The following is a 22,912-nucleotide window of genomic DNA, read 5'->3' on the forward strand; positions in this document are numbered from 1 at the left end:
GATGAAACAGTCACGGATATCGGAGGGGAGTGCCATGAGAAACGAATTGAATCTATGGGTGATCGGAGGCGACATGCGCCAGGCCAAACTGGCCGAGCTGCTGGCCGACGACGGTCACACGGTACACGCCTTTGCGCTGGAACAGCTGGGCAAACTTCCCGGCGTGCTGCCGGAGGAGAGCCTGGAGGGCGTGGCGCTGGCCGACTGCGTGGTGCTGCCCCTGCCGGTGGCAGGGGAGGGCACCCTGCTGAATGCGCCGCTTGCCGCAGGACGCCACCCCCTGGCCCTGGTACTGGACGCGCTGCGGCCGGGGCAGGTGATCTGCGCCGGAATGGTCTCGCCCCAGACGGCCTCTATGGCTGCGGACCGGGGGCTGACCCTCCACGACTATTTCCGGCGGGAGGAACTGGCGGTAGCCAACGCGGTGCCCACCGCAGCAGTGATAGGACACGGGCGGGGCGCATATCCTCTTGGTGCCGGTCAGGCGGCGGAAAAGAAGAAAGGGGGGGAGGGCCCATGGGTCCGGCGGAACAGGGAAAACACAGGGACGGCGGCGCCCTGCGGGTGGCGGCCTACTGCCGGGTCTCCACAGAGAAGGAGGATCAGCTCAATTCTCTGTCTGCCCAGCGGCAATTTTTTCAGCGTTACATTACGGAGCATCCGCAGTGGTCGCTTGTGGACGTGTTCGCGGATGAGGGACTGTCCGGGACCTCGGTCCGGCGCCGGCTCCGGTTTGCGGAGATGATCCGGCGGGCGATGGACGGGGAAATCGACCTGATCCTGACCAAAGAGGTCTCGCGCTTTGCCCGCAATACGGTGGACGCGCTCCAGGTCACCCGGCAGCTCAAGGAGAAGGGGGTGGGCGTGCTTTTTCTCAACGACAACATCGACACACGGGAAAACGACGGGGAATTCCGGCTGACCATCATGGCCAGCGTGGCCCAGGAGGAGAGCCGAAAGGTGTCGGAGCGGACCCGGTGGGGACAGCTCCAGGCCATGAAGCGGGGCGTGGCCTTCGGCAACGACTCGCTGTACGGCTATACGCTCCGGGCGGGACGGCTTACCATCCGGCCGGAGCAGGCGGAGGTGGTCCGGACCGTCTACCGCAGCTTCCTGGAGGAGGGCAAGGGGGCCCACGCCATCGCGCGGGCGCTGACGGAGGCCGGGGTCCGCCCCCCGCTCCGGGCCGGCGGAGCGTGGTCCGCCACGATGGTGCTGCGCATGCTGCGCAACGAAAAATACTGCGGCGACCTGCTGCAGAAAAAGTACCGGACCACCGACTATCTGACCCACCGCAAGGTCCCCAACGACGGGACGGAAGCGCAGTTCTGCCTGCGGGACCACCACGAGGCCATCGTCAGCCGGACGCAGTTCGAGGCCGTGCAGGCGGAGCTGGCCCGGCGGGCGGGCCTGGCGGCGGACAAGGGCAGGTTTTCCGCCCGCTACTGGTATTCCGGGAAGATCCGCTGCGGGGCCTGCGGAAAAAGCTTTACCCTGAAGCGGACGCGCCGGGCGGACGGGACGGAATACCAGCGTTTTGTCTGCCGGGGGCGATTGGAGGGCGGGCATGCCTGCCGGATGCGGGCGGTGCCCGCGCAGGACCTTCTTGCCTGTGCCCGCGGGGTGCTGCGGGCAATTGGCCTGGACGGCCGGGCCGTCACGGAGGAGCTGGTGCGGGCGCTGGAGCGGCCGCAGCCGGACGCCGCCGGCGGGGCGGAGCCGATCCGCAGGGCCTTGCAGCGCAGGACGGAGCGAAAGGAACGGGCCCTGGAGGCATTCCTGGACGGCGACCTTGCCGGCGGCGATATGCGCCGCATGGTGGAGCGGTACGAGGAGGAGATGAAACAGCTGCAGGAGCAGCTGGAGCGGCTGGAGCAACAGGGGGCGGACGCTGAAGAGACCGGGGCGGAGCGCCGGGCCCGGGTGGCGGAGCTGGCGGAGCGGGAGCTGGCGGGCTCGGACGCGGTCCTGGACGAGGCGATCCGGCGCATCACGGTTTATCCGGAGCAGCTTCTCGTTGAGGTGGCGGAGCTGCCCGTCGTCTTTCGGGTCTGTACCGGAGGGGGCGTTCCGGCGGGGGACGGCCCGCCGCAGGATACTGCTTGCAAATAATAATCAGACATTGTAAGATAAAGAACACAAAACGCGGATATGGGAAAGGAGCGTGCCGGATGGATCTGCTGCAAAGTGTTATGAATTCCTCCTCCCACGCAATGTTTACGCTGGACCGGGAGGGGATCATCACACACATCAACCGGCAGGCAAAAAACCGGTTTGGACTGTTCAATCACAGCCAGTATTCCCATGCGGCCGGGCGGCTGGAGCCGGGGGACCTGGTGATCGTGGCGGACAGCGCCATCGGCGCCGACGATGGGAATCTGCGTCCCGCCGATCTGGAACGCCTGGGCATTCAGGATAGGAAGATCCGCTCCGGCGATATGTTTGTGGCCATCGGCGCTTTTGACCTGCCTGGGAGCAAGCCGGCCTATAAATTCCTGCCCGGCAGGGATGCGGACGTCCTGCGCCTGGAGTCGGTCCATCAAGGGACCGCGGTCCGGGCGTCCATCGGCAACCGGATCGCTTTGGCGGCGGTGGGAGAGACCGAATACGTCATCCGCTATTTTCGCTCCATCGGACAGATTGTGGTGATCGACGGCAAGACGGGGCAGGTGAAATTTTGGCAGGAAAACGGCTACTCCGCCCGAAGGGAGGGCGTGGGCAACCTGCTGCGGGGCGGGGCGTACATCGCAAAGAGCCCCGACTTCGAGATCAAGGTCGAGGGCTATCATTTTCGGGAATTTTTTGAGGGCGAACGCTTTGAACGCCATCTGGCACAGGTGATGAGCGGCCAGGTGCCGCAGTACGAGGATATGGAGTACGAGATCAACGGCTTTGAGCTGATCGCCTCCATCCTGCCGGTGCCCGGCGGCGCGCTGCCGGAGAGCGTGATCGTGAAGTTCCGGAACATTGAGGATATCCGGGTCACGATCATGGAGCGAAACAACGCCATCAAGTCCGCAGAGCGGAAATACCGGGAGACGGAGCGCAGCGTGCGGCCGGATGAAAACGCCTTTGCCGCGCTGTTCGGCATCGGCACCGCCACGGCCTCGGCCCGGCACCATGCCTATAAGCTCTCCCAGCTGGACTGCAACGTGCTCATCACCGGCGAGAGCGGTACGGGGAAATCCTTCCTGGCCCGGGCGATCCACCAGGCGCAGCCCCGCAAGGGGCCCTTCGTCACCGTGGACTGCTCCACCATTGCGCCGACCCTGTTTGAAAGCGAGATGTTCGGTTATGTGGGCGGCGCGTTTACCGGCGCCAGTCCCAAGGGAAAGGCCGGATTCTTTGAGGAGGCCGACGGGGGCACCATTTTTCTGGACGAGATCGGCGAGATCCCGCTGAATATCCAGGCCAAGCTGCTCAACGTGATCCAGAACAAGGTGGTCTGCCGGGTGGGCTCCACCAAGATGGTGCCGGTGGACGTGCGCATCCTGGCCGCCACCAACCGCAATCTGAAGGAGGATGTGGCCGCCGGGCGCTTCCGCCAGGACCTGTACTACCGGCTCAGCGCCTTTTCTCTGGAGCTGCCGCCCCTGCGCAGCTGTCCGGAGGACATCTGCTTTATCATCGACAACCTGATGGAAAAGATCCAGCAGAAATACGGTGTGACCAGAAAGAATTTGTCCGGCGAGGCCTTCAGCAAGCTGATCGCCTATGATTGGCCCGGCAACATCCGCGAGCTGGAAAACGTGCTGGAGAGCGCCGTAGCCCTGTCCGAGTCGGACATCATCTACGCCGAGCAGATCCGCCTGGAGAGCGAGCCGGTGCGAATGGGGCTGAAGGAGCGGCTGAAGATCGAAGAAGAAAAGATCATCCGGCAGACGCTGGCCCAGTGCGGCGGCAGCCGGAGCCGGGCCATGGAGCAGCTGGGGCTGTCCAAAACGGTGTTCTATGGAAAATTGAAGGAATACCAGATCGAATGAGCCGAGACGCTGTCAAAGAGAAAGAGGTTCTGATTTCGGGAAAAGGAGTCCCGAAATCAGAACCTTTTTTGTGGGGCGAAAGGGACGTGCCGGCGTTATCCGGGGGCGAGACGACAGGAAGCGGCCTGGAGATGGGCGATATAGACAAAAGGCAGGGCAGGCCATTTGCTCTTTCAGACAAAAATAAGCGGCATGCGGAGCTTGGCAGAGAATTTGCACATAGAATGGGCAGAAGCCGACGGGGTCGGAACGAAAGGAGCGTGTCATTCCATGCAGTTTTGGAAAATGAACGGGGCGGGCAATGATTTTATCATCATCGACAATATCCGGGAGCAGATCCCCGTGGAGCGGTTCGGGGACCTGGCCAGGCTTCTGTGCGAGCGGCATCTGTCGATTGGCGCCGACGGACTGATGGTGGTGGAGCCGGCCCGGGGGGACGCCGACTACCGGATGCTGTTTTACAACTCGGACGGCAGCCTGGGCGAGATGTGCGGCAACGGCGCCCGCTGTATCTGCCGCTACGGCTATGAAAACCGCCTGGCCGGCGAGGTGCAGCGGGTCGAGACCACCGCAGGCCTGGTCACCGGCCGCAGGATCGACCGGCGGCGGTATCAGATCCGCCTCAACGATCCCACGACCGTCAGGCTGAATGCGCCCATCGAGGTGGACGGGACGGTCTATGACTGCGCCTATGTGGAGCTGGGGAACCCGGGCCTTCCCCATGCGGCAGTCCCGATTTCCGGACTCAGGGCGTATCCGGACCGGGCGCTGTTCGACCTGGGCCGGCGGATGCGGTATCACCCCGCGTTTCCCAAGGGCGCGAACGTAAACTTTTATGAGGTCACCGGACCCGACCAGGTCTATGAGCGCACCTACGAGCGGGGCGTGGAGGATTTTACCTACGCCTGCGGTACCGGCACCGGTTCGGTGGTCACGGTGCTGACGCTCCAGGGCAAGGTCAGCGGGACGGGGGTCCGCGTAACGATGCCCGGGGGCGAGCTCATCGTGGATATCGACCGCCGGGGGAACGAGATCGAAAACCTGCTGCTGACCGGGCCCACCAATATTGTGGCCAAGGGCGAGGTCACCGACGAGGAGCTGTGCGATTAAAGTGTATGTAGGTCCGTAAGGACGTTACATAAAAAGAACGCGCCGCAGGGTTGTCTGGGTACCGGGAGAGTGCCCCCCGGTTTTCGTTCAGCTGTGTGGTAAAAAAGAAATGGAGGAGTTCTATCATGAAGCGTTTTCTAAAAAAAGTTGGATCAGCAGCTATCATCGCATGTATGGCACTTGGAATGATGGCCACCGCATTGGCCGTATCCGGCACCGTGAGCAAGGACCTTTACTTCAACAACATCAAGGTCTCTTTGGACGGAAAGATGGTGGATCTCAAGGATGCAAACGGAATGGCCGTCGAGCCCTTTGCCATCGACGGCACGACGTACCTCCCCGTGCGCGCGGTGAGCGATGCCGCCGGCCTTGACGTTGAATGGGACCAGAAAAATCAGCAGGTCAAACTGTCCACGGGTACCGAAGGCATGACCACTCCCGCCATTTCGTCCTGCATCCTGGTCAAACCCCACGCGGACGGGGCGCCCGAGGCGACGGTCACTCTGTATGAAAACGACGGGAATTTCTGGAAGCAGGTCCTGACCACCGACGAGGCCTTCGTGGGCCGCAACGGCACCACGAGCGACAAGCACGAGGGCGACGGCTGCACGCCCCGGGGCATCTATACGCTGGGCCAGGCCTTCGGCGTGGCGGACGACCCCGGCAGCACCCGCGATTACCTGAAACTGACCGAGGATGAGTACTGGGTGGACGACCCCGAGAGCGAGTATTACAACCAGCTGGTCCGGGCCAGCGAGACCGGCGGCGTGGTCTGGGACAGCGCCGAGCACCTGATCGGCGAGACGGTGGCTTACGAGTACGCCGTCGCCATCGATTACAACAACTCCTGCACGCCCGGCAGCGGCTCCGCGATCTTCTTCCACTGCAGCACCGGAAACGGGACGGCGGGCTGCGTGTCCGTGCCCCGCGACGTGATGGTGAAGATTCTTCAGACGCTCAAGGATGATACGCTTATCATCATCATGTAAGGCCCACTTATTACCCAAAATATTCTTTTGAGAGGTAGAGAATGTAATGAGTAACAAAGTAACACTCGACAAAAACTCCGTCAGAAAGAACTATGCTTTTCTGGCGCTGATGTTGGGCGGCATGGTCTTGGGCTGTATCGTGGGCTGGTTTGCTCCCGACTTCGGCCATACGATTAAGCCCTTGGGTACTGTGTTCATCAACATGATGTTCTGCGTGGTGGTACCCCTGGTGTTTGCCTCGATCGCCGGATCTATCGCTAACATGAGGAGCCGTGGCCGCGCGGGGAAGATCATGGGCACCACCGTGGCCACCTTTATCGTTACCGGCGCGATCGCCGCCGTCATCATGTTTGTGCTGATGAAGATATTTCCCCCGGTCCTGGAGCCTTGGCAGAACATGACCTCTGAGCAAATTGGCGAGTACGCCTCTATTTCCGACATGCTCGTGAACTTCTTCACGGCTTCCGACTTCGTAGGTCTGCTGAGCCGCAAGGCCATGCTGCCCCTGATTGTATTCTCCATCCTGTTCGGCTTCGCCACGAACATGGCTGGCGGCCCCGACAGCCTGGTAGGCCAGTGGCTGTCGTCCCTGTCCGATGTTATGATGAAATTCATCAACATCATCACCAAGTACGCCCCCATCGCCTTCTTTGCCATTTTCGCCGATCTGGTCGCTACCTATGGCTCCTCCGTTACCACCGCTTATGGACGCGCCATGGCGGTATACTATCCGCTGTGCTTCATCTACATCTTCACGGCCTTCCCCCTGTTCGCCTGGTTCGGCGGCGGCAGGCACGGCATCAAGACCATGTTCCAGCACATCGCCCGGCCCGCCATCGTCTCCCTGGGCACCTGCTCCTCCGTGGCTACCATCCCCACCAACGTGGAGGAAGCCCGCGATACCGGTATCGACGAGGATGTCGCCAACATGGTCTGCCCCCTGGGCGCTACCATGCACATGGACGGCTCCTGCTTCTCCTGTGTGCTGAAGATCGCCTTCGTGCTGGGGGCGCTGGGTCAGCCCTTTCACTGGAGCATGCTGCCCTTGGTCGTGGGCGTTGCGGTCTTGTCCTCCGTGGGCATGTCCGGCGTGCCCGGCGGCGGCTACATTGGCGAATACATCATCGCCTCTATTTTCTTCCCCGCTCAGATCGATGTGGCCTTCCCCATCCTGGTGGCCATCGGCAATCTGGTCGATCCTCCCGCCACGATGATCAACTCCGCTGGCGACTATGTCGTCTGCTACATCGTCTCCCGCTTTAATGATGGAAAGGACTGGCTGGACAGGGCCATCGCTAAGAAGACCTCTGCTGGCAAGTAACGCTGATATTCTTGCTTCCTCCCTCTCCCCAGTGAGAGCGGGGCGCGGGGCCGCAGCGCGCCGCGCCCCGGCTCCCCTCACCCCACACTATGGAATGGAACCGAAAGAAAAGGAAGAACCATATGATCTGTGATAATATTACCGTTTCCGAAAATGGACGCCTGCTTTTTGCCGGGCAGGACACGGTGGAGCTGGCCCGGCAGTACGGCACCCCCCTGTACCTGATGGACGAGGACAAGATCCGTGAGAACTGCCGGGTCTACGCCGCCGCGTTCCAAAAGCATTTCGGCGACCGCGCCCGTCCCCTGTACGCCAGCAAGGCAAATTCCTTCAAGCGCATCTACGAGATCATGAAGGAAGAACAGATGGGCATCGACGTGGTGTCCTCCGGCGAGATCTACACCGCCCTTCAGGCGGGCTACGACCTCAGCCGCGCCTACTTTCACAGCAACAACAAGACCGATGAGGACATCCGCTACAGCATGGAAAACGGCATCGGTTATTTCGTGGCCGACAATGTGGAGGAGATCCGCGCCATCGAAGCCGAGGCGGCCCGCCGGGGCGTTCGGCAAAAGGTGCTGCTGCGTCTGACTCCGGGGATTGATCCCCACACCTACGAGGCCATCGCCACCGGCAAGGTGGACTCCAAATTCGGCAGCGCCATCGAGACCGGCCAGGCGGAAGAGATCACCGCCTTTACGCTGCAGCAGCCCCATGTGGAGCTGGTGGGCTTCCACTGCCATGTGGGCTCCCAGGTGTTTGCCGAGGACGTGTTTGAGCGCGCCGCCGTCATCATGCTGGAATTCGTGGCCGCCATGAAGAACAAGTACGGCTACATGGCCCAGCAGCTGGATCTGGGCGGCGGCTACGGCGTACGCTATGTGGAATCCGACCCCGATCTGGATGTGGACACCAAGGTGGGCGAGGTGGCCGCCGCCATCCGGCAGGCCTGCGCCCGGCTGGAGATCGACCTGCCGGAGATCCATATGGAGCCCGGCCGCAGCATCGTGGGCGCGGCGGGCATGACCCTGTACACCGCGGGAACCGTCAAAAAGATCCCTGGGTACAAGAACTACGTGTCGGTCGACGGCGGCATGCCCGACAACCCCCGCTTCGCCCTGTACGGAGCCAGCTACACCTGCCTGCTGGCCAACAAGATGAACGAGCCGGCCGGCTTTGAATGCTCGGTGGTGGGCCGCTGCTGCGAGAGCGGCGATATCATCCAGGAGCACGTGATGCTGCCCGCCAGCGTGGGCCGGGGAGATATCGTGGCCGTGTGTACCACCGGCGCCTACAACTACTCCATGGCCTCCAACTATAACCGCCTGCCCCGTCCGCCCATTGTCATGCTCCGGGGCGGCGGCGAGCACTATGTGGCGGTACGCCGGGAGTCCCTGGAAGACCTGTGTCGAAACGATCGATAGCATTCCGCCCGAAACCCGTAAAACGCGCCCGCCGGAGATCCGGCGGGCGCGTCAGTTTGTCGAAAAGCCCCTCAGAGGTTCGCCGCCGCAGCGGAAAAACCGGAACCGTGTTTCCGCCCGCGGCAGGCGCGTGCGCGCTCCTTACAAAGCGTTCACGGCCGCCTCCAGCTGGGTCATGGCCTGTTTCAGCACGCTTCTGGGACAGGCGGCGTTGAGCCGCATGAAGCCGTTCAGGCTCCGGCCGAAGCTGCTGCCGTCGTTGAGCCCCAGGCCGGCCTTATGGATCATAAAGTCATGCAGCTCCCCATTGCTCAGGCCCAGCGCCCGGCAGTCCAGCCACATGAGGTAGGTGGCGTCGGGAGCCCAGGTTTTGATTTTCGGAATGCGCCGGGCGCAAAAGCCGGCTACAAAGTCCAGGTTGGCGCTCAGATAGGGGAGCAGCTGCTCCAGCCACTCCTCGCCGCCGGTGAAGGCGGCTTCCATGGCGGTGAGGGAGAAGGCGTTGTTGCGGTGGATGTCCATGTTCTGCCAGTAGCGGTCAAACACCTGCTTCATGTGGGCGTTGGGGAAGACCACGGTGCTGGCCTGAAGTCCGGCCAGATTGAAGGTCTTGGTGCCCGAAATGCCGGTGACCGCGAACCGGGCGATCTCCGGGGACAGGGCGGCCACGGGGGTGTGCCGTTTGCCGTGGAAGACCAGGTCGGAGTGAATTTCGTCGGAGAACAGCACCACATGGTGCTTCATGCACAGCCGGGCCATGCGCTCCAGCTCCTCGGGGGTCCAGACGATGCCCAGCGGGTTGTGGGGGCTGCACAGGAGAAACAGGTCGGACTGCTCCAGCTTGGCCTCAAAGTCCGCCCAATCCACACACCAGCGCCCGGCCCGCTCGGCAAAGGGGCTCTCCACCACCCGGCGGCCCCAGGCCTCGGTCATGTCATAGAACTCGGAGTAAACCGGGGTCTGGATCAATACGCTGCCGCCCTCGGGGGTGAAGAGCTTTACCATGGCGCTGATGGACTGCACCACGCCCGGGCTGAAGCTCATGAGGTCCGGGTCGATGTCCCAGCCGTGGCGGCGCTTCTGCCAGCTGCGGATGGCCTCAAAATAGCTGTCCGGGCGGGCAGTGTAGCCCCAGATGCCCTCCTGGGCCCGGGCGGACAGGGCGTCGATGATGGGTTGAGCGGTCTTGAAGTCCATGTCCGCAATCCACAGGGGGATCACATCGGCGGTGCCAAATTTTTTGGCCCGTTCATCGTACTTGGCGGCGTGGTTTTGGGAGCGGTCTACGATTTGGTCGAAATCATACTGCATGGTGGGTCCATCCTTTCTGTTTGTGTTCTGGTATGCCATCCGGCGGAACACGGCCGCCCCTGGAACAAGGTACGGACGGAAGCGCCGGGGACTGCTGAAAATAGGTGCAAAAACTGTGCCAGCTTTTGCAGGCGGCTGAGGTCCCGAGGGGATGCCGGGCCGGACGGCCTGTTTTGTGTCCGGCCGGCAATGCGGTGCCCACCGCAGAGGGGGCCATCCAGATCGCCATGGAGGAGCTGCCCATCACCATCCACGGCGCACGGGCGCTGGTCATCGGCTATGGACGGCTGGGGCGGGCGCTCTCCCAGCGGCTGGCGGGGCTGGGGGCCAAGGTCAGCGTGGCGGCGCGCAAGTTTGCCGACCTGGCCTGGGCGGAGAGCTGCGGCTACGGCATCGAGCACACCGGACAGCTGGAAGGCTGGCTGTGCTGCTACGACTTGGTGGTCAACACCGTGCCCGCCCGCATCCTGAGCGAGGAAGACCTGGAGGACCTGCGCCCGGGCTGCCTGGTCATCGACCTGGCCTCCAAGCCCGGCGGCGTGGACCTGGAGGCGGCGGCGCGCCTGGGAGTGAAGGTGATATGGGCGCTCTCGCTGCCCGGAAAGGTGGCCCCCGTGACGGCGGGCAAGAGCATCAAGATCACGATCTACAACATCCTTCACGAGTTGGGAGTGTGAACATGGAACAAATACGCGTGGGGTTCGCTTTCTGCGGCTCCTTTTGTACTTACGGCCAGGCCATGAGCGCGCTGGAGCAGGTCAAGGCCCGCTTCGGAGACGTGACGCCCATCGTCTCCGAGGCCAGCGCGGCCCTGGACACCCGCTTCGGCGCGGCCCACGATCATATGCGGGAGATGGAGCGCATCTGCGACCGGCGGGTGATCGACTCGATCCCGAAGGCGGAGCCCATCGGGCCCAAGCATCTGCTGGATGTGCTGCTGGTGTGTCCCTGCACGGGCAACACCCTGGCCAAGCTGGCCTGCGGGATCACCGACACCACGGTGACCATGGCGGCAAAGGCCCATCTGCGCAACGGCGCGCCGCTGGTGCTGGCCATTTCCACCAACGACGCCCTGGCGGCCAGCGCCAAACATATCGGCGCGCTGATGGACAAAAAGAACGTCTATTTCGTCCCCTTCCGGCAGGATGATCCGGTGGGGAAACCAACCTCTCTGGCGGCGGATTTCTCCCGGGTGAACGCCGCCATCGAGGCGGCCCTCCAGGGCCGTCAGCTCCAGCCGGTGGTGCTGGGGCCGGATCAGTAGCGATACCTGCAGCGCCGGGAAAGGAAATGGCCGGGCGGCCCGGGCCAAAGCGGAAAAGCAGGCGCCCCGTTCCCTGCCGCGGCAGGGAACGGGGCGCCTGCTTACCGTCAATCGGAGGCTCAGACGGTTGCCCACAAGTCGTCGGGATAGAGCCCGGCAGCGGTTTTTTCCGCGATGGCGGCCACCACCGCCGGTTTGTCCTCCCGATACGTGACGCCGTACCATTTCTCGGCGCTGCGCAGTACCTTGACCCGGGCCTTGCCGGCGTCGATGAGCTGGCTGACGACGCTGGGAAGAAAATACTCGCTTTTGAGCGGGTCTTCCGCCAGGGCCCGGTCCAGAAAAGCGGGGAAGCGCCGCTGTGCTTCGGAAAGAAAGCTGTTGGTGAAGCCCCACAGGTTCATCGAGACGATGGTGCCGCCGCTCAGACGGGTCCAGGTCTGTCCGCCGTCTTCCGTAAAGCGGGCGTCCGCGCCCTCCGGCTCGATGTGGGTGTGTTCCACCACCTGTTCCAGATAGTGCCCGGCATCCTCGCGGCAGACGCCGCGGGCCACATGGCCGTGCTCGGTCACGGTATTGCCCAGAAGGTAGCCCACCATGGCGTATTCATAGCAGCCGGGCCGGTCCGTGTGGCGGGAGAGATAATCGTATATGGTACGAAAGGCCTCCGGGCCGTAGTAATCGTCGGAATTGATGACGGCAAAGGGGCCGTCCACCAGGCCCCGGGCGGCCAGCACGGCATGGCAGGTGCCCCAGGGTTTTACACGGCCGGCGGGAACGGCGTAGCCCTCCGGCAGGTCGCTCAGCTCCTGATACGCGTATTGTACGTCGATGACCCGGGACAGACGCGCTCCGATGGCGGATCGGAAGTGATCCTCGAGTTCGCGCTTGATGACGAAGACTACCCGCTTGAAACCGGCGCGCAGGGCGTCGTAGATGGAATAGTCGATGATCAGCTGGCCGTGGTTTCCCACGGGGTCGATCTGCTTGAGGCCGCCGTACCGGCTGCCCATACCGGCGGCCATAACGACCAGAACAGGTTTGGTCATGGAGCACACTCCTCCGTAAATTGAAATAAAGGCATTAGGAAGCTGGACCCGCGCCCGCAGGCACGGCGGGCGCGGAGGAAGCGGACGTCTTTGTAAGGCTAAGCGGCGGCCGTCCCGGCAGACAGTATTATAATTGCAAATGGGAAAATGTGCAACCGGGAGATCGAACCGCCCCGCCGGCCGCTGCGGCAGCCGGCGGGGCGGTTGTCACTTCGTGTGCCTGACCTGCTCGAAGGTCCCGCAGATCTCCGCAGAAGGGGGCGGGGTGAGCAGGGACACGGCCACGATGGCCACGCAGGCCACCAGAAAGGCGGGCAGCAGTTCATAGAGGTCCCACGCGCCGCCGAGGGGACGGATCAGGTACTTCCAGAGAAACACCATCCCTCCGCCCGCCACCATGCCGGCCAGCGCGCCCCACTGGTTGCTGCGCTTCCAGAACAGGGCAAAGAGCACCACCGGGCCGAAGGCGGCCCCGAAGCCCGCCCATGCGAAGGAGACGATGGTAAATACCGAGCTGTTGGGGTCCCAGGCCAGCGCCACGCTGACCACGGCAATGGCAATGACCGTGACGCGGGCGGCCAGCATGGCGGCCTTGGCGCTCAGCCGGATGTGCAGGACGTCCTGCAGCAGATTCTGGGATACGCTGGAGGCGGCGGTGAGCAGCTGAGAGTCGGCGGTAGACATGGTGCAGGCCAGGATGCCCGCCAGCACCACGCCGGCCAGCAGGGCAAAGAGCACGCCGTTCCGGCTGAGCAGGTCGGCCAGGCGGATGACCACCGTCTCCGACTCGGCGCTGGAGGCGAACTGGGGGATCTTGCCCGCCCTGGAGACGCCGTAGCCGATGATGCCGATGAGGATGGCCACGAACATGGAGATGACCACCCAGATCGAGGCAATGCGGCGGGACAGACGCAGCTTGCCCTCATCCTGAATGGCCATAAAGCGCAGCAGGATATGGGGCATGCCGAAGTAACCCAGGCCCCAGGCCAGGGTGGAGAGGATGGACAGGCCGCCATAGGGGACGGCGGCGCCGGAGGCTGCGTCGTGGCTCTGCGTCATGCTCAGGTAGCCGCTGAGACCGGCGGCGTGATCCAGTACGGCCTCCCACCCGCCTGCCTGTTGGATGCCGAAGAAGACGATGACCACCAGGGCGATGGACATGACGATGCTCTGGATGAGATCGGTGGTGGACACCGCCAGAAAACCGCCCAGCACGGTATAACCGATGATGACGATGGCGCCCACGATCATAGCGGTGTGATAATCCACGCCGAACAGGCTGTTGAACAGGGTGCCCACCGCCTTGAAGCCGGAGGCGGTGTAGGGAATGAAGAAAATAAGGATGAGAATGGCGGCGATGCAGGTGAGCACGTGGCGCTCGTCCCGGTAACGCAGGGAAAAGAAGCTGGGGATGGTGATGGCGCCCAGCTGGGTGGAATAGCGGCGCAGCCGCTTTGCCACGATGAGCCAGTTCAGATAGGTGCCCACGGCCAGGCCGATGGCAGTCCAGCCTGCGTCGGCAATGCCGCACAGGTAGGCCACGCCGGGCAGGCCCATGAGCAGCCAGCTGCTCATGTCCGAAGCCTCCGCGCTCATGGCGGTGACGATGGGCCCCAGCTTCCGCCCGCCCAGGTAGAACTCGTCGGAAGACGAGCCGCCGCCCTTACGGCTGAAGTAAAAGCCCACATAGACCATCCCCAAAAGGTAGATGACGATGGCTGCGATGATGCAGAATTGTTCCGTGGTCATTGCTTTCCCTCCCAAAAGTACCGTTTCCGCCCGCCTGCGGCACACACCGCGCAGAGCCGGGCGAAACAAGAATGGGGTTATCATACCACGGCAAAAAATAGACTACAATACAGAATAGGGTATAGACTACAGTCTATACCCTACATAATAAAAATACGGTTTTTATTGAAAGATCAAGGAAAAGCAGACAGACGAAAAAGAGACTAGACTTCGGGCAGAAAGCCGCTCAAAAAATTCGGAAGTACGGAGGCGGCATAGTCCCGCAGGGAGTATTCCCCGCCGCACAGGCACCAGTCGTACATCAGGGCGCGCTCACACAGGGCGTAGAGCTTTACCATTTCGTTGACGCTGCGGCGTGTGGAGAGCTCTCCCCTGGCCTGGCCGTCGGCGATGATGCGCCGCAGCAGGCGGTAATAGGTGCGCTTATGGTCCAGCAGATGCTTTTCCCCGCTGGTGACCAGCTGAGTGGACAGCAGACGGGCCAGAAGTTCCATGGACACGCTGTTTTCGATCATGGAAAACAGCTCCGCATTCAGGAAGAGCAGCTGCTCCAGAGCGGGCATGGAGGGGTCCATGGCCGCCCGCAGGGTCTCGTACTTCTCGTCAAACAGGTCGCTCAGCGTGCTCAGAAGGGCGTCCTTGCCGTCAAAGTAGTGGTAAAAGGAGCCCTTGGAGGTGTGGGAGAGCTCGATGATCTCTTCTACCGTAGTATGCTCGTAGCCCTGCTCATAAAACAACTGCCATGCCGCCCCTACGATCCTGCCCCGGGTGTTGCGGGCGTTCCGTTTTGCCATATCAGGCGCCTCCTTCCGCTGGATGCGGCTGGCGCCGCGCGCATCGGCCGCAAAACCATGGGTTCCATGGCCATTATTATAGCGTGTTTTGGGCCGCAGGGCAATGGGGGAGGATGGGCCCGGGGCGAAGCGAAAAAAAGAGACGGCGTTTTGTACAACTTAGACGAATGAAAATTTGGTGAAATGCTAAAATTATGGAAAGTGCGCAAAATCCGCTTGCATTTTTGAAGAAAGGGGAGTAGCATAGAAACGCAGAGGTTGGAAACGTTTCCATGAAACGTTTCCAACCATCCGCAACCATACTGAACAGGAGGAATATCAGAATGAAAAAGCGACTGTTTGCTCTTGCACTTTCCGGCGCAATGCTCATTGGCCTGCTGGCCGGATGCGGCGGAGGGGGGACCTCCGGCACCCCTGCGCCCGGCACCGCCGCGCCGGAGACCGGCGCTCCCGAGACCACAGCCCCCGCTGCGGACGGCTCCGTCTATTACCTGAACTTCAAGCCCGAGCAGGATGAGCAGTGGCAGGCCCTGGCCGAAGCCTACACCGCCGAGACCGGCGTGCCCGTCACCGTGGTCACCGCGGCGTCCGGTCAATACGAGACCCAACTGATGGCTGAGATGGGCAAGAGCGAGGCTCCCACGCTCTTCCAGGTCAACGGCCCCGTGGGGCTGGCCAACTGGAAGGATTACTGCTATGACCTGTCCGGCTCCGCCCTGTACGGCGAGCTGACCAGCGACGACTTCGCCCTGAAGGACGCAGACGCGGTCTACGGCATCGCCTATGTCATCGAGACCTACGGCATCATCGTCAACAAGGCGCTGCTGGAGCAGGCCGGCCACTCCATGGACGAGATCACCGACTTCGCCGCGCTGAAGGCCGTGGCGGAAGATATCACCGCCCGCAAGGACGAGCTGGGCTTCTCCGCGTTCACCTCCGCCGGTATGGACGGCTCCTCCGACTGGCGCTTCAAGACCCATCTGGCCAACCTGCCCATCTACTATGAGTACGAGGCCGAGGGCGTGCACGCCGACGCCATCAACGGCACCTATCTGGACAACTACCGCGCCATCTGGGACCTGTACATCAACAACGCCACCTGCGCTCCCGCCGAGCTCTCCGCCAAGACCGGCGACGACGCGGTCGCGGAGTTCGTGAACGGCCAGGCCGTGTTCTATCAGAACGGCACCTGGGCTTACGGCGACGTATCCTCCCTGGGCGACGAGAACCTGGATATGCTGCCCATCTACATCGGCGTGGACGGCGAGGAGAACCAGGGCCTGTGCACCGGCTCTGAGAACTACTGGTGCGTCAACAGCCAGGCCGACCCCGCCGACATCCAGGCGACCCTGGACTTCCTGTACTGGGTCGTCACCTCTGAGACCGGCACCACTTCCCTGGCCGACGACATGGGCTTTGTCTGCCCCTTCCGGTCCGCCAAGCCCTCCACCAATTACCTGGTCGGGATCGCGGACCAGTACATCGCCGCCGGCAAGAAGTCCGTGGACTGGTGCTTCCCCACCATGCCCTCTGAGGAGTGGAAGAACGGCGTGGGCTCCGCCCTTACCGCTTACGCCGCCGACCAGACCGACGCCAATTGGGACGGCGTGGTCTCCGCCTTTGTGGACGGCTGGGCCACTGAATATCAGCTCAGCCAGGGCTGAGGCTGTTACCGCCGGAAAAGGGGGAGCGTTGGCTCCCCCTTTTCCAAACCCGGCGGCTTTCGATGAGGGCGCGGCCGAACGCGCCTTTATCCAAGGCTACCGGAGCTGCGGACCCGGCTTTGCCGGCGTACGGCATACCGGGCCCGACCCGAGAAAAGGAGGGAACACCCACCATGGAAAAAGCGCTCAAACGGTATTTCCCCATCTTCGTCCTGCCTACCCTGGCGGCCTTTATCATCGGCTTTCTCATCCCCTTTGTCCAGGGGCTCTATCTGTCCTTCTGCAGGTTCACCACGGTGGGCAATGCGCAGGTGGTGGGCATCGGCAATTATTTGAAGGCCTTTGCGGACAGCACCTTCACCTACTCCTTCTGGTTCACCGTCCTCTTTGCCGCGGTGAGCACCGTGGTGATCAACGTGCTGGCCTTTCTGGTGGCCCTGCTGCTGACCCGGGCCATCAAGGGCACCAATGTGTTTCGCACCATCTTTTTCATGCCCAACCTCATCGGCGGCATTGTGCTGGGCTACATCTGGCAGATCCTGATCAACTGCGTGCTCTCCCTGGCGGGCAAGCCCCTGCTGGCCCTGAATACCGCAGCCGGGTACTGGGGGCTGATCATCCTTATGGCCTGGCAGCAGATCGGCTATATGATGATCATCTATATCGCGGGCCTCCAGTCCGTGCCCGGCGACCTGCTGGAGGCCGCCCAGATCGACGGGGCCACCTCCTGGCAGACGCTATGGAAGATCAAGATCCCCATGGTCATGTCCTCCATCACCATCTGCGTGTTTTTGACCCTGACCAATTCCTTTAAGCTCTTTGACCAGAACCTGGCCCTTACCAAGGGCGAGCCCAGCCACACCACCGAGATGCTGGCCTACAATATCTACAACACCTTTTACGCCCGCTCCGGGCCCCAGTGGAAGGGCATCGGACAGGCCAAAGCGGTTATCTTCTTCGTGCTGGTGGTGGCCATCGGCCTCATCCAGCTGCGGGCTACCCGCTCCCGGGAGGTGCAGCAGTGATGAAAAGCAAACGCCGCTCTTTTGCCAACAGCCCATTCTGGACGGCGCTGATGACCGTCGTGTGCGTGATCTATCTGTACCCCATCTTTATGGTCTTTATGAATTCGCTGAAGGTGGAGACCGCCATCACCACCTCGGGGGCCTTTACCCTGCCCACCGCGGACACCTTCGCGGGCCTGAGCAACTATGCAAACGCCATCGGCGCCAAGGGCTTTCTGGTCTCCTTCGGGTACACCGCCTTTATCACCGTGTCCTCGGTGGTGCTCATTCTGATCTGCTGCTCCATGTGCGCCTGGTACATCACGCGGGTCAACTCCGCGGCCTCCAAGGTCATGTACTATCTGTGCGTGTTCTCTATGGTGGTCCCCTTTCAGATGGTCATGTTCACCCTCTCCTCCCTGGCGGATAAGCTCAGGCTCAACACGCCCTGGAACATCTGCATCATCTATCTGGGCTTCGGCGCGGGGCTGGCGGTGTTTATGTTCACCGGGTTTATGAAGACCATCCCCGTTGAGATCGAAGAGGCCGCCATGATCGACGGCTGCAATCCCATCCAGACCTATTTCAAGGTGGTTTTCCCCATCCTGCGCCCCACCATGGTATCCGTGGGCATTCTGGAGGCCATGTGGGTGTGGAACGACTATCTGCTGCCCACGCTGGTGCTGGACATTAAGAAGTACCGCACCATCTCCATGCTGATCCAGTACTTCCGGGGCAGCTACGGCCGGGTGGAGATGGGGCCCATGATGGCCTGCATCATGCTGACCATCTTCCCCATCGTGGTAGTCTATCTGCTGGGACAAAAGCACATCATCAAGGGCGTGGTGGCCGGAGCGGTCAAGGGCTGAGCGTGCCCGGAAGCAGTATGGAGGTGAAGGGGATGACCATCAAAGATATCGCTCAGCTGTCCGGCTACGCCGTGGGGACCGTATCGCGGGTGCTCAACGACCGCCCCAATGTGTCCGACGCGGCGCGGCAGCGGGTGCTGGCGGTGGTGGAGGAGCACCACTTCAAACGCAACAGCAATGCCAAGCACCTCAAGCAGCAGTCCAGCAGCGGCGTGGCCATCATTATCAAGGGTTCCCGGAATATGCTCTTTGCCGACATCGTGGAGCATATCCAGGCTCTGCTGCGGGACAGCGGGTACCCGAGTACCGTCTATTATCTGGACGAGGACCACGACGAGGTGGAGCAGGCCCGCCAGGTCTGCCGCGAGCGCCGGCCCCAGGGCATCTTGTTTCTGGGGTCCAATCTGGAGCTGTTCCGCGCTGCCTTCCAGCCCGTCCGCGTGCCCTGCGTGCTGGTGACCAACTCGGCTGCCGGCCTGGGCTTTGCCAACCTGTCCAGCGTCAGCACCGACGACGCCAGAGCGGCCCGGGAGGCGGTGGAGCGGCTGATGGCGCTGGGACATCGGAAGATCGGCATCATCGGCGGGTGCATGGAGGCGTCCAACACTGCGTATACCCGCTTTCTCGGCGTGCAGCAGGCGTTTGCGGAGCACGGCCTTGCCTTTGACGCGGAGCGCCAGTATGAGATCAGCCGCTTTGCCATGTCCAGCGGCTATGAGGCCATGGGGCATCTGCTGGACCGGATGCCGGAGCTCACCGCCGTGTTCGCCATGTCCGACGTGCAGGCGGTGGGGGCCATCCGGGCCCTCCATGACCGGGGGCTGGGCGTGCCGGAGGATATCTCCGTGGTCGGCTTTGACGGGATCGAGCTGGGCGGCTATTTGGTGCCGAAGCTCGCCACCGTCCGCCAGGATGCCGAGACCATGGCCCGGCGGAGCGTGGAGATCCTGCTCCGGCAGGTGTGCGAGGGGGAGGGGGCGGTCCACGAGCTGATCCCCTACCGCTTCCTGCCGGGGGAGAGCACGCGGGAATTGAGAGAGGAAAGGGCCTGATCCATGTGAGAGCAAGCGGTATCCTGATGCACCTGACCAGCCTCCCGTCGCCCTTCGGGGTTGGGACCATGGGGGCGGCGGCACGGCGCTTTCTGGAGTTTTTAGAGGCGGCGGGACAGACCTACTGGCAGCTGCTGCCCATCTGTCCCACCAGCTTTGGCGATTCCCCCTACCAGAGCTTTTCCACCTTTGCGGGAAACCCCTATCTGATCGATCTGGACGATCTGGCCGCGGACGGCCTGCTGCGGGCGGAGGAGTATGTGCCGCTGGATTGGGGCGCGCAGGCGCTGGCGGTGGACTACGGCCTTCTGTACCAACGGCGCTACCCGGTGCTGCGCAAGGCCTGTGCCCGGCTGCTGGCCGCGCCGCCGGCGGAGTTTGCTGTTTTTTGTAAGAACAACTCCTTCTGGCTGGAGGATTACGCTCTGTTTATGGCGCTGAAGGGCGCCCACGGCGGCGCGGCCTGGCAGGACTGGGAGGCGCCCCTGCGCAATCGGGAGCCGCTGGCGCTGGAACGGGCGCGGCGGGCCCTGGGGGAGGATATTTCCTTCTGGAAAGGGGTGCAGTTCCTTTTCTTTCGCCAGTGGCGGGCGCTGAAGGACTGCGCCGGCAGACGGGGCGTGCGGATCATCGGGGACCTGCCCATCTATGTCTCCGGCGACAGCGTGGACGTATGGGCCCACCCGGAGCAGTTTCAGCTGGACGGGGACCGTCTGCCCCATGAGGTGGCGGGCGTGCCGCCCGACGGCTTTTCCGCCGACGGGCAGCTCTGGGGCAATCCGCTGTTCGACTGGGACGCCATGAGCCGGGACGGCTATGCCTGGTGGAAACGGCGCATGGCCTATCAGTACGAAATCTACGATGTGCTGCGCATCGATCATTTCCGGGGATTCGATTCCTATTACGCGGTGCCCTACGGGGAGGCGACCGCCCGGAACGGCCGCTGGCGGCAGGGACCGGGCCGGGCGCTGTTCCAGGCCGTGGAGGAGGCGGTGGGGCCCAAGCCCATCATTGCGGAGGACCTGGGCTACCTGACGGAATCGGTACACCGGCTGCGGGACGACTGCGGGTTTCCCGGCATGAAGGTGCTGGAGTTCGGCTTCGACAGCCGGGACGGCAGCGGCTCGGTCTATCTGCCCCATCATTACCCCCGAAACAGCGTCGTGTACGTGGGGACCCACGACAACGACACCGCCCTGGGCTGGCTGGCCTCCATTACCCCGGAGGATGCGGCCTACGCCCGCGCTTATCTGCGCCTGAACGACCCGGACGGGGCCAACTGGGGTATGATGCGCGCGGCCTGGGCCAGCACGGCGGATACCGCCGTGGTGCAGATGCAGGATCTGCTGGGGCTGGGCAGCGAGGGGCGGATGAATACCCCCTCCACCGTGGGCGGCAACTGGCGGTGGCGGGCCGCGCCGGGCTTCGACAGCGCGGAACTGGCCGCAAAGCTCCGCCGGGAGACGGCGCTCTATGAGCGCCTCAGCGCGCCGGCGAAGGCGTCTTACCCGGGCTGAACCTCTCCAGGCGGGGTGCAATGGGTGCCGAACAAAGCCAAAGGGCCTTGAAAGCCAAGACTTTCAGGGCCCTTTGGCTTTGTTCGGGGACTAGGAGTGCGGGCGGGACGGCCCGCGCACCTCCCGGCGGGACGGTTTATGCCCCGCTGCAGCGGTGACACGGCGGCTGCCGTGCGAAGAAACCGCAAGGCAGTTTCCTCAGCAGGTACTATTTTAAAATTGGATTTTATAGAGTGATTCAAGAGAAAGCGTTGCCGAAGATTGCGCATCCAACGCTTTTCGGCAGATTTTTTGCACGAAAAATCTTGGATTTGACCGGATCACCGCGCGCGGCGTCCGGCTCTGCCTCCCCCTGAAAGGCAAAGATTCTCGCAGGAAGGCGTTGACAAAATCCGGGGAGCGGTGGTATGATAGGTAAAGATTGAAATAAGATTTCATAAAATGAAATAAGGGGGATTCCAACTTATGGTTCACGACATGCCGGAGCGTTACCGCTACCACATCTCCAACGAGGAACTGGAGCGGCGCTGGAGCGCGGTGCGGGCCAAAATGACGGAGCAGGACATCGACTGCCTGGTGATCAACGGCTACGACAATATGCTGGGCGGCTATCTGCGCTGGTTTACCGATATCCCGCTGGCGGATTACCCGCTGTCCGTCCTGTTCCACCGGGAGGACGAGATGACCTTTATCGGCCACGGCGGCGTAGGGACCCGCAGCATCGCGGCCGAGCTGGCCCGGGGCGTGGGGGAAGCCCCCGCCACCCCCATGATGCCGACCCTGTGCTACACCGACCGCTACGTGCCCGACCTGATGATCGAGAGCATCAAACGCCGCAATTACCGGAAAGTGGGCTTCGTGGCGCTGGCTACCATCCCGGCCAGCATGTATAAATACCTGACCGAAGAACTCGGCGGGGTGGAGTTTGTGGACGCCACCGAGCTGGTGGACTACATCAAGGCCATCAAGAGCCCGGAGGAGATTGAGCGGATCCGCTGGTCTGCCGCCGTGCATGACAAGGTATACGCGGCCATGCCCGCCATTTTCCGGCCTGACCGCTATGAATATGAGATCACCAACGATATCCGGGCTCTGGGCGGGGAACTGGGCGCTGAGTGCATCATCAACGTGTCCATCGGCACCGATCCCAACACCCCGGTGAAGGGCGTGGTGCCCTGGCAGTACCGCCGCACCAAAATGGGGGACAAGATGTTCTGCCTCATCGAGCTCAACGGCCCCGGGGGCTACTACAGCGAGGCGCTGCGCACCCTGGTGCTGGGCGAGCCGCCCAAGGAGTATGTGCAGGCTGCGGATACCGCGGCCAAGTGCCTGGATCTGATCGCCTCCATGATGAAGCCGGGCGCCAAGTGCCCCGACCTGTTCCGGGCCAACAACGAGTACCTGGTGGCCCACGGCTATCTGCCCGAAGGGCGGCTCTTCGGCCATGGCCAGGGATACGACATGGTGGAGCGGCCCGCCTTTGTTCCTGCCGAGACCATGGCCCTGGCGGAGAACATGTACGTGGCCTGCCACCCCGGCGCGGTGGACGGCAAGGTGGTGGGACTGGCCTGCAGCAACTTCCTCATCACCAAGGACGGCTGCGAGCGGGTGACCACCACGCCCAACGGCCTGATCATCTGCTGAAAACGCGCAGGTTTGGATCAATCAAAGAAAGATAAGGAGCGTGACGCCAATGACACCGATCGCGGAAGAAAGCCTGAAGCTGCATTACGCCAAGCGTGGCAAGATCGAAGTGATCTCCACCGTGCGCGTGCAGGACAAGAACGACCTGAGCCTGGCCTATACCCCGGG

General features: G+C 62.7%; 18 protein-coding genes and 1 pseudogene. 15 read left to right on the plus strand and 4 right to left on the minus strand.

What is annotated here, in order from left to right; translation table 11 throughout:
- Positions 1-34: 34 nt before the first annotated feature.
- From H8S57_RS17395 to lysA, 7 genes and pseudogenes are all read left to right on the plus strand, one after another.
- A pseudogene (locus H8S57_RS17395) lies at positions 35-382 on the plus strand (dipicolinate synthase subunit A N-terminal domain-containing protein); the annotation flags it as partial.
- Positions 383-516: 134 nt separating this feature from the next.
- Positions 517-2,112 carry a recombinase family protein gene (locus tag H8S57_RS11495; RefSeq protein WP_186908233.1) on the plus strand — a complete coding sequence of 532 codons (1,596 nt, stop codon included), beginning with the start codon at positions 517-519 and terminating at the stop codon, positions 2,110-2,112.
- 59 nt (positions 2,113-2,171) lie between these two features.
- On the plus strand, positions 2,172-3,983 hold the full coding sequence (locus H8S57_RS11500) for a sigma-54 interaction domain-containing protein (protein WP_186908234.1): 1,812 nt from the start codon (positions 2,172-2,174) through the stop codon (positions 3,981-3,983).
- Positions 3,984-4,253: 270 nt separating this feature from the next.
- On the plus strand, positions 4,254-5,093 hold the full coding sequence (gene dapF, locus H8S57_RS11505; protein WP_186908235.1) for a diaminopimelate epimerase: 840 nt from the start codon (positions 4,254-4,256) through the stop codon (positions 5,091-5,093).
- 173 nt (positions 5,094-5,266) lie between these two features.
- Positions 5,267-6,082 carry a stalk domain-containing protein gene (locus tag H8S57_RS11510; protein ID WP_186908236.1) on the plus strand — a complete coding sequence of 272 codons (816 nt, stop codon included), beginning with the start codon at positions 5,267-5,269 and terminating at the stop codon, positions 6,080-6,082.
- Positions 6,083-6,128: 46 nt separating this feature from the next.
- Entirely contained in the window at positions 6,129-7,403 is a 1,275-nt protein-coding gene (locus H8S57_RS11515) for a dicarboxylate/amino acid:cation symporter (RefSeq protein WP_186908237.1), read from the plus strand.
- Between the two features lie 122 nt (positions 7,404-7,525).
- Positions 7,526-8,827, plus strand: coding sequence for a diaminopimelate decarboxylase (lysA, locus tag H8S57_RS11520; RefSeq protein WP_186908238.1), 1,302 nt, complete (start codon positions 7,526-7,528; stop codon positions 8,825-8,827).
- A gap of 141 nt (positions 8,828-8,968) precedes the next feature.
- Here the strand turns inward: lysA and H8S57_RS11525 are convergent, their stop codons facing one another.
- Positions 8,969-10,138, minus strand: a complete 1,170-nt coding sequence (locus tag H8S57_RS11525; RefSeq protein WP_186908239.1) for a MalY/PatB family protein — start codon at positions 10,136-10,138, stop codon at positions 8,969-8,971.
- Positions 10,139-10,242: 104 nt separating this feature from the next.
- Here H8S57_RS11525 and H8S57_RS11530 point away from each other — a divergent pair, with 104 nt between their 5' ends.
- Both H8S57_RS11530 and H8S57_RS11535 read left to right on the plus strand, forming a co-directional pair.
- Entirely contained in the window at positions 10,243-10,815 is a 573-nt protein-coding gene (locus tag H8S57_RS11530; RefSeq protein WP_256176132.1) for an NAD(P)-dependent oxidoreductase, read from the plus strand.
- 2 nt (positions 10,816-10,817) lie between these two features.
- A complete protein-coding gene (locus H8S57_RS11535; protein WP_186908240.1) occupies positions 10,818-11,402 on the plus strand; it encodes a dipicolinate synthase subunit B in 585 nt (194 codons plus the stop codon).
- A gap of 119 nt (positions 11,403-11,521) precedes the next feature.
- Here H8S57_RS11535 and H8S57_RS11540 read toward each other — a convergent pair whose 3' ends face one another.
- The 3 genes from H8S57_RS11540 to H8S57_RS11550 form a co-directional block, all read right to left on the minus strand.
- On the minus strand, positions 11,522-12,451 hold the full coding sequence (locus H8S57_RS11540; protein WP_186908241.1) for a sugar phosphate nucleotidyltransferase: 930 nt from the start codon (positions 12,449-12,451) through the stop codon (positions 11,522-11,524).
- Positions 12,452-12,658: 207 nt separating this feature from the next.
- The gene (locus H8S57_RS11545) at positions 12,659-14,200 is read right to left on the minus strand and encodes a sodium/proline symporter (protein ID WP_186908242.1); all 1,542 of its coding nucleotides are present in this window, start codon (positions 14,198-14,200) and stop codon (positions 12,659-12,661) included.
- Between the two features lie 203 nt (positions 14,201-14,403).
- Positions 14,404-14,994 (minus strand): TetR/AcrR family transcriptional regulator, encoded by a 591-nt coding sequence (locus H8S57_RS11550; protein WP_186908243.1) that lies wholly within the window; start codon positions 14,992-14,994, stop codon positions 14,404-14,406.
- 323 nt (positions 14,995-15,317) lie between these two features.
- Here H8S57_RS11550 and H8S57_RS11555 point away from each other — a divergent pair, with 323 nt between their 5' ends.
- The 6 genes from H8S57_RS11555 to H8S57_RS11580 all read left to right on the plus strand — a co-directional run bounded on the left by H8S57_RS11555 (position 15,318) and on the right by H8S57_RS11580 (position 22,744).
- Positions 15,318-16,658, plus strand: coding sequence for an ABC transporter substrate-binding protein (locus H8S57_RS11555; protein ID WP_186908244.1), 1,341 nt, complete (start codon positions 15,318-15,320; stop codon positions 16,656-16,658).
- A 173-nt stretch (positions 16,659-16,831) separates the two neighbouring features.
- Entirely contained in the window at positions 16,832-17,683 is an 852-nt protein-coding gene (locus tag H8S57_RS11560) for a carbohydrate ABC transporter permease (protein ID WP_186908245.1), read from the plus strand.
- The gene (locus H8S57_RS11565) at positions 17,683-18,531 is read left to right on the plus strand and encodes a carbohydrate ABC transporter permease (protein ID WP_186908246.1); all 849 of its coding nucleotides are present in this window, start codon (positions 17,683-17,685) and stop codon (positions 18,529-18,531) included. Before H8S57_RS11560 ends, H8S57_RS11565 begins: the two co-directional genes overlap by 1 nt.
- A 32-nt stretch (positions 18,532-18,563) precedes the next feature.
- Positions 18,564-19,583, plus strand: coding sequence for a LacI family DNA-binding transcriptional regulator (locus tag H8S57_RS11570; RefSeq protein ID WP_186908247.1), 1,020 nt, complete (start codon positions 18,564-18,566; stop codon positions 19,581-19,583).
- A gap of 5 nt (positions 19,584-19,588) precedes the next feature.
- On the plus strand, positions 19,589-21,100 hold the full coding sequence (malQ, locus tag H8S57_RS11575) for a 4-alpha-glucanotransferase (RefSeq protein WP_186908248.1): 1,512 nt from the start codon (positions 19,589-19,591) through the stop codon (positions 21,098-21,100).
- 465 nt (positions 21,101-21,565) lie between these two features.
- The gene (locus H8S57_RS11580; RefSeq protein ID WP_186908249.1) at positions 21,566-22,744 is read left to right on the plus strand and encodes a M24 family metallopeptidase; all 1,179 of its coding nucleotides are present in this window, start codon (positions 21,566-21,568) and stop codon (positions 22,742-22,744) included.
- Positions 22,745-22,912: the final 168 nt, after the last annotated feature.

It is taken from the genome of Lawsonibacter hominis (genome assembly GCF_014287895.1).
In the GTDB taxonomy this organism is placed as follows: domain Bacteria; phylum Bacillota; class Clostridia; order Oscillospirales; family Oscillospiraceae; genus Lawsonibacter_A; species Lawsonibacter_A hominis.